This is a genomic window from Mitsuokella jalaludinii DSM 13811, assembly GCF_000702905.1.
Taxonomy (GTDB): Bacteria; Bacillota; Negativicutes; order Selenomonadales; family Selenomonadaceae; genus Mitsuokella; species Mitsuokella jalaludinii.
This window is the reverse complement of record NZ_JNKR01000042.1, coordinates 1-7019: the sequence shown is the minus strand read 5'-3', so window position 1 is coordinate 7019 and position 7019 is coordinate 1. Positions and strand designations below refer to the sequence as shown.

Sequence of the window (7019 nt, the reverse complement as noted above, 5' to 3'; positions counted from 1 at the left end):
AGCGCTTGCGCGGTCAACGGGCAGTACGACATAGGCTGGTCCGCAGGGGCCGCATTGCGGAGAAGCTCACGCGAGATGGTCGACTTGCTCCGGTTCAGCAGATGGGCAATCTCCGTGATGGATTTGCCCTCAGCAAGAAAAAAGAGTATCTTTTCTCGCTCAAATGGTGTAAGATGTGTGTAGTGGCACATAGGCTCTCCTTTTGTTATAGGTAGTTCTCTTCAAACACCATTATAGCAAAGAAGTCTATGTGTCATTTTAATTTGGTTGTCTAGGAGCTGTTGCACTTAGATTGTAAATCCATCCGTAAGTAATTGAAGGCGGACAGTTACTTCAAGTATTGTATTAGTTAGATATATGTAGTATAATACAAGTATGGACAGAGTATATCATTCAAACCACAATATCGTGTATTCCTGTAAGTATCACATCGTATTCTGCCCCAAATATCGTCGAAAAGTGCTCGTGAATGGCGTGGACGTGAGATTGAAGGAGCTCATACATTCCATTGCTGACGAAAATAACTTTGACGTCATCGAAATGGAAATCATGCCAGACCATGTGCACCTGCTGCTTGAGGTTGACCCACAATTTGGTATCCACAAAGCGGTAAAGACAATCAAGGGCAAAACATCAAGGATACTTCGGCAAGAATTTCATTGGCTGACAACAAAACTGCCAACACTTTGGACAAATTCGTATTTCTGCTCGACAGTTGGCGGTGCGCCGCTTGAGATTGTCAGGCAGTATATCGAGAGCCAGAAAACATCGCAAAGGAAGTGAGTGCATGGAAACGTACACGCTCGGCTATAAGTTCCGCATCTATCCGAATAAGACGCAGGAAATCCTCATCCACCGTACACTTGGTTGTGTCCGCTTCGTGTTCAACCACTTCCTGGCGGTCAGGCGCGACGAATGGAAGGTGAACCGCAATCCGCTGACCTACGTCAAGACGAGTAGGCTGCTCACCGACCTGAAGAAACGTGAGGAAACCGCGTGGCTTTCTGAGGTTGACAGTATGGCGTTGCAGGAAGCCCTGCGTGATCTTGACCATGCCTATGAGAATTTCTTTGCAAAGCGGGCAAGATACCCACGCTTCAAATCAAAGCGCAGCCACAGCCAGTCTTACCGGACGCGCAACCAGAGCGGCGGCATCCGTATCGAAGGCAATCGGATCAAGCTGCCGAAGGTCGGCTTTGTGAAAATCAAGCAGAGTCGGGAGTTCGTGGGCAGGATTCTGAATGCCACGGTCCGCCGTGCGGCGTCAGGGAAATACTTCATTTCCCTTTGCGTTGAAACGGAAAAAGAATCCTTACTCCGGCCGAACGGTGGTAAGCAGATCGGTATCGACGTAGGGTTAAGGGCATTCTGCTCGGACAGCGACGGCAACGTGACGCAATCCCCACGCCCGCTGAAGAAGCTCCAACGCAAGCTCTGCCGAGAGCAGCGCCGCTTTTCCCGCAAGTTGCCGAAGTCCATGAACCGAGACAAGGCGCGTGTTCGTGTTGCTCGTGTGCATGAACGCATCGCAAACATCCGCAGGGACTTCCTGCATAAGTTGTCCACACAGCTTGCCCGTGAAAACCAAACGGTTGCCGTGGAACACCTGAATGTCAAGGGAATGCTGCGAAATCACAAACTCGCGAAATCCGTTTCCGATGCAAGTTGGAGCGAGTTCTTCCGCCAGCTCACATACAAGACGGAACTGCACGGTGGCGAACTGCTCAAGGTCGATACGTTCTACCCGTCGAGTCAGACATGCTCTGCTTGTGGCTATCAGAACCCACTGACAAAGGATTTGAGTGTTCGCGAATGGGATTGCCCGAAGTGTGGAACGCATCACGACAGAGATGTGAATGCTGCAAAGAACATCCTGTGCAAGGCTTTGGAAGATAAATCCACAGTGGCATAAACTGGAATAAAGTGTACCGTGGGGCACACGGGAATTCACGCTTGGGGAAATCGTGTAAGACGCCAATTCTTCGGAGGCGGCGCAGTGGTTGTCGAACCAGGAATCCCCTGCCTTCAGGCATGGGGAGTGTCAAAGTAGCTACCGTCGTGCTTGGTGTGACCGACAGGTGTGGTTGCCCCAAGAGTATCTCACACGTCCAACTGCGTATCTAGTCAGCCCTGATTCGGGTTCCAGCTGCTGGCACCCAATGGCTCAATCGGATGCGAATCGCTGAACGGAGCTCCGCAGTTCGGGCAACCTTTGTCCTCACCGCAGCTGTCGCAGTAGAGCGTACCGCAATTACTGCACTCGTATAAGAGTTCCTTCTGTTCTTCCTTCTCCTGTGCGCCGCAGTAGCTGCAGTCATCCTGCAGGACAAATGCATTCTTGTCAGCCATGGTGATCACATTCCTTTCTTTTGCTCGGGTGACTTCTGTTCCTTGTATCTTTCATCCATCTTCCCGAGATTCCTGCTTGTTTTGCTTATTACAGTTATCAGTATACGGATTTGCCGCTGCCATTTCTGTTACTACTGTTACAAAATCAGAATGCACATCATCAAAAAAGGATTATGGAACATATATGACGAAATTTTATTTTAGAAACGCGATAGGATGAACCAAACAGCAAGACATAGAAAGGATTGGTGATTCATATGATGGGAGCAATCATCGGGGACATTGTCGGTTCGCGGTTTGAGTGGCACAATTACCGCCACAAGGATTTTACGTTATTCCATCCGAAGTGCCGTCCGACGGATGACAGCATCATGACGCTCGCGGTGGCGAAGGCGATCCTCATGGCGCGGCCGGGGTATGAGGACTTGCCGGAGCAGGCGGTGGCGGCGATGCAGGAGCTCGGGCGCAAGTACCCAAAGGCGGGCTACGGCCGCGGCTTCCGGGCTTGGCTGCAGAGTGAGCATCCGGCGCCCTACAACAGCTTTGGCAATGGCTCGGCCATGCGCGTGAGTCCGGCCGGCTTCGCGGCACGCACAGAAGATGAGGCCAAGGCGCTCTCGTTCGCGGTCACAGCGGTGACGCACAACCACCCGGAGGGCATCAAGGGTGCCGAGGTGGTAGCCGTCCTGATTTACCATGCCCGCCAAGGCATGGCGATGAAGGAGCTGCACGAGCTCGCACAGGATCGCTACTACCCGCTGGACTTCACGCTCGACGAGATCCGGCCGACGTACGAGTTCAGCTCCTCGTGCCAGGGCTCCGTTCCGCAGGCGCTCGTCGCCTTCTTCTCCTCGACGGACTTCGAGGACGCCATCCGCAATGCCATCTCGATTGGTGGTGACAGCGATACCATCGCTGCTATCGCTGGCAGCCTCGCCGAGGCCCACTACGGCATCCCCGAGGATTTGCGCGAAGCTGCCATGCAGCGCCTCGACACGCCATTGCAGGACATCGCGACAGCCTTTGAAGCAGCCTTCCCGGCCTGAGAGCAGCGTCTATTCCATGCAGTTTTCATACAGATTCTGTATAATAAAACAAAACTTTGTTCTATCCAAATGCATAGAAAGGGAGATGATCATGATGAAAAAATGGATTCCTTCACTGGCTGCAGGTGCTGTCCTGACGATGAGCGCCACAATCTGCGCGGCGGCAGTCCCATCGTCGGCACTCGTCGCCGGTGGGATTGAATACGGAGCTTCGGCGGACTATGTCCGGCAGGTGTACGGCACGCCGACAGAGGTGGAGACGAAGCACCATACGCTCTGGAACGGCGAGGTCACGGAATACGAGTACGGCGATTCCTTTGAATTAAAGTTCGTAGACGGCTACGCACGCCACATCGAGATCTCCCGCCACAATGGCATCAAGACCGCCGCAGGCATCGAAGTCGGCTCCACCCTTGACGCCGTGAAGGCCGCCTACGGCGAGCCCGACAAAATCCGCGGGGACAAGTACATCTACTACTGCGACGAAGACAAGAGCATCGGCCTCGTCTTCGAGATTGAGAATAACCGAGTCGACGAGATTGAGATGGGCTATCTGGACTGACAAATCCATATCCATTGCGTGCCAAAAAACAGGCATGTGCCACAGGAAAACTGCGGTACATGCCTGTTTTTCAGTTATAGGCGAAGCAATGCTTTTTGTACCAGATGTTACAGAAACAGTTATCATTTTCCTCTATGCTGAAGATGTTCCAAGAACGAAGAACAACGGGTTGGCCCCCCCCTGTAACGACATGAATAGCACAAATAGCAAAGGAAGCGATAGTATGATCACGAAGGATATGACACTCGCGGATGTTGTCAAGGCGCATCCGAACACGATTGGGTTCCTCAACGGCCTGCATCTCGACTACTGCTGCGGCGGTCACGAGGCCATCTCGATTGCCATTCGCGAGAAAGGCATGGACGTCGAGAAGTTCCTCGCGGAGCTCAACGAAGTCGCGGCCCGTCCGACAGCGGCAAAGGATGTGCACGCGGACATCGAGTCGTTCAAGGACCTCAAGGTCACGGAGATGCTCGATGACCTCGAGGCGACGCACCACGTCACGGACCGCCGCCTCATGGCCGAGACGGAGGATCTTCTCAACAAGATCCTCATCGTCCACTACCCGCATCACGGCGAGATGCTCACGCACCTCCACCACCTCTACGCGGGCCTCAAGGCCGAGCTCGAGGAGCACTTCGCCAAGGAAGAGCAGCTCGTCTTCCCGCTGATGCGCCAGCATCCGCACCCGGACAAAGAGACGCTCGACCTCGTCCAGCAGCTCGAGGACGAGCACACGGGCGCAGGCGACGTCATCAAGGAAATCCAGCAGCTCACCAACAACTTCACGCCGCCTGAGGACGCCTGCCCGACGTTCCGCCACACCTACGCGACGATGGAAGCCCTCTTCGATGACATCTTCATCCATATCTTCAAAGAGAATTCCATTGCCTTCCCCGAGTACGCCGAACAGCAGTGATACAGTCGCCCATCCGGAAAAGTCCAGTACTGGACTTTTGGGACGGGCGACTCGCATCTAAAGGCGCATGTCGGACCTTCTGGCAGTCGGACGCATCGGATTCTGAGAAAAAAGTTGCCTCTTTTCAGCTGATTTCCTTTTGGACGTCGTATGCTCAAGATAAACAAAGAGATGCCGTAAGGCTCAACTAGCAACGATCGCCATCGCCAATCCTTCGACTCGTCCGATTGACTGATTGTCCGATTGATTGGAGGGAATATCATGAAATCGTTCTTTCAGAAACTGAATGCCAATAAATCCAAGAAACTCGCCATCGCCCTGGCCGTCGCGCTGTCGGCGGCGACATTCGCGGGCTGCTCGCTCGGCTCTTCGACGACTCCGGCCAAGAGCTCGTCGAGCAACGCCCAGCAGACGCAGCAGGCCAACCTCGACAACCTCTCCGACGCGCGCAACACGCCGACAGTCCGCGCCGCCGCAGCCGTCGGACCGTCCGTCGTCGGCATCACCAACAAGGCCGTCGCGCGCGACTTCTTCAACAACCCGGTCGAGAGCCAGGGCGTCGGTTCCGGCGTCATCTTCAAGAACGACGGCGGCAAGAGCTACATCGTGACGAACAACCACGTCGTCGACGGCGCGAGCGAGCTCATCGTCTCCCTCTCCGACGGCCGCAGCCTGCCGGGCAAGCTCGTCGGCGCCGATGCCCTCACCGACCTCGCCGTCGTGCAGGTCGATGACGGCAACCTGCCGACAGCCGACTTCGGCGACTCCGACGCGACGGTCGTCGGCGAGTCCGTCATTGCCATCGGCAACCCGATGGGCCTTGAGTTCCAGGGCAGCGTGACGAGCGGCGTTGTCAGCGCCCTCAACCGCACGCTCGGCGACGGTGACGCGCGCATCAAGCTCGTGCAGACCGACGCCGCCATCAACCCGGGCAACTCCGGCGGCGCGCTCGTCAACATGGACGGCAAGGTCATCGGCATCAACAGTGCCAAGATCGTCGCCAACGGCGTCGAGGGCATCGGCCTCGCCATCCCGTCGAACGCCGTGCAGAGCGTCATCTCCGCTATCATGGAGAAAGGCTACGTGCCGCGCCCGTACCTCGGCGTCTCCATCTTTGATCAGCAGAGCGCCGCGCGCTACGGCTACCAGCTGAACCTCAAGAAAGGTGTCTACATCTTCCAGGTCGTCCCCGGCGGCCCGGCCGATCAGGCAGGTCTGCGCAAGGGTGATGTCATCACCGCCATTGACGGCGCAGAGATCAAGGGCGTCTCCGACCTGCGCGCCAAGATTGCCGAGCACAGCGTCGGCGACAAGATTGAATTGACCGTCCAGCGCGGCAACCAGGAGCGCAAGGCCAGCCTGACGCTTGAAGAGATGCCGCAGGATAATCGCTAATAATCGCTAATAAGAAACATTCCCATACATCTCCCGGTCGGACGCAGCGACTCCCCCTCGCTGCGCCCGACTCCATCCCCAGAGACAAAGAGGCCCGACTCGCCATCCCCCGGCGAGTCGGGTCTCTCTTTTATTTATTGTGATTGCGCCAACAGTCGACAGGCCGACTGCTACGCGCTCCATCCGTCGGCAGGCGCCACTCCGGCCATCGCCGGTCAGCAGTCGGACACAAGACCATCAGCTGGCCGTCGGACGATTGGCGTGCAGGAAGTCGATATAGTCGTAGCCCCACGCCTCAATACTCGCGAGCACCGGCGCAAACTTCCTGCCGATCTCCGTCAGGCTGTACTCCACGCGGATAAGGTATAATATCTTTCGCAAAATAGAATAACGACATGGACCTCGTCCTCTGTTACAATTAAGTCGCCAAACAAAAACGCAAAGGAGACGAGATCCATGTCTGACAACATTATACAATTAAATGAGCAAGTAATCAAAGCCGAATTGAAAGATCTGGTCAAGCAGAGCGTCGAAGAGACGCTGAACAACCTGCTGGACCAAGAAGCCGCTGAGTTGACCAACGCTTCTAAGTATGAGCGCACGGAGCAGCGCAAGGGCTATCGTTCCGGCCATTACACGCGGAACCTGCACACCAGCTCAGGCAATGTCACGCTGAAGGTGCCGAAACTCAAAGGGGTTCCCTTCGAGACGGCCATCATCGAGCGTTACCGTCGTCGCGAGAGTAGTG

The 7019-nt window shown here is 55.3% G+C and carries 10 protein-coding genes; 7 read left to right on the top strand and 3 right to left on the bottom strand.

What is annotated here, in order from left to right; all coding sequences use genetic code 11:
* On the bottom strand, positions 1-191 hold a 191-nt coding region (locus T518_RS10745; protein ID WP_036378832.1), incomplete at its 3' end, for a helix-turn-helix domain-containing protein.
* A 184-nt stretch (positions 192-375) separates the two neighbouring features.
* Here T518_RS10745 and tnpA point away from each other — a divergent pair.
* The gene (gene tnpA / locus T518_RS10740; RefSeq protein WP_036378830.1) at positions 376-783 is read left to right on the top strand and encodes an IS200/IS605 family transposase; all 408 of its coding nucleotides are present in this window, start codon (positions 376-378) and stop codon (positions 781-783) included.
* Positions 784-787: 4 nt separating this feature from the next.
* Positions 788-1912, top strand: a complete 1125-nt coding sequence (gene tnpB, locus T518_RS10735) for an IS200/IS605 family element RNA-guided endonuclease TnpB (protein ID WP_036378828.1) — start codon at positions 788-790, stop codon at positions 1910-1912.
* A gap of 212 nt (positions 1913-2124) precedes the next feature.
* Here the strand turns inward: tnpB and T518_RS10730 are convergent, their stop codons facing one another.
* Entirely contained in the window at positions 2125-2349 is a 225-nt protein-coding gene (locus T518_RS10730; RefSeq protein WP_036378827.1) for a hypothetical protein, read from the bottom strand.
* Between the two features lie 257 nt (positions 2350-2606).
* On the opposite strand from T518_RS10730, the gene T518_RS10725 reads away from it, so the two are divergent.
* The 4 genes from T518_RS10725 to T518_RS10710 all read left to right on the top strand — a co-directional run bounded on the left by T518_RS10725 (position 2607) and on the right by T518_RS10710 (position 6271).
* On the top strand, positions 2607-3395 hold the full coding sequence (locus T518_RS10725) for an ADP-ribosylglycohydrolase family protein (protein WP_036378826.1): 789 nt from the start codon (positions 2607-2609) through the stop codon (positions 3393-3395).
* A gap of 94 nt (positions 3396-3489) precedes the next feature.
* Positions 3490-3957: a hypothetical protein gene (locus T518_RS10720; RefSeq protein WP_248617198.1), complete on the top strand. Its 468-nt coding sequence runs from the start codon at positions 3490-3492 to the stop codon at positions 3955-3957.
* Positions 3958-4180: 223 nt separating this feature from the next.
* A complete protein-coding gene (locus T518_RS10715; RefSeq protein ID WP_036378824.1) occupies positions 4181-4876 on the top strand; it encodes a DUF542 domain-containing protein in 696 nt (231 codons plus the stop codon).
* A 261-nt stretch (positions 4877-5137) separates the two neighbouring features.
* Positions 5138-6271: a S1C family serine protease gene (locus T518_RS10710; protein ID WP_036378823.1), complete on the top strand. Its 1134-nt coding sequence runs from the start codon at positions 5138-5140 to the stop codon at positions 6269-6271.
* Between the two features lie 237 nt (positions 6272-6508).
* Here the strand turns inward: T518_RS10710 and T518_RS12350 are convergent, their stop codons facing one another.
* Positions 6509-6652, bottom strand: coding sequence for a winged helix-turn-helix transcriptional regulator (locus tag T518_RS12350; RefSeq protein WP_248617197.1), 144 nt, complete (start codon positions 6650-6652; stop codon positions 6509-6511).
* A gap of 75 nt (positions 6653-6727) precedes the next feature.
* On the opposite strand from T518_RS12350, the gene T518_RS10700 reads away from it, so the two are divergent.
* Positions 6728-7019: transposase (locus T518_RS10700; protein ID WP_036378566.1), on the top strand; the 292-nt coding region annotated here is incomplete at its 3' end.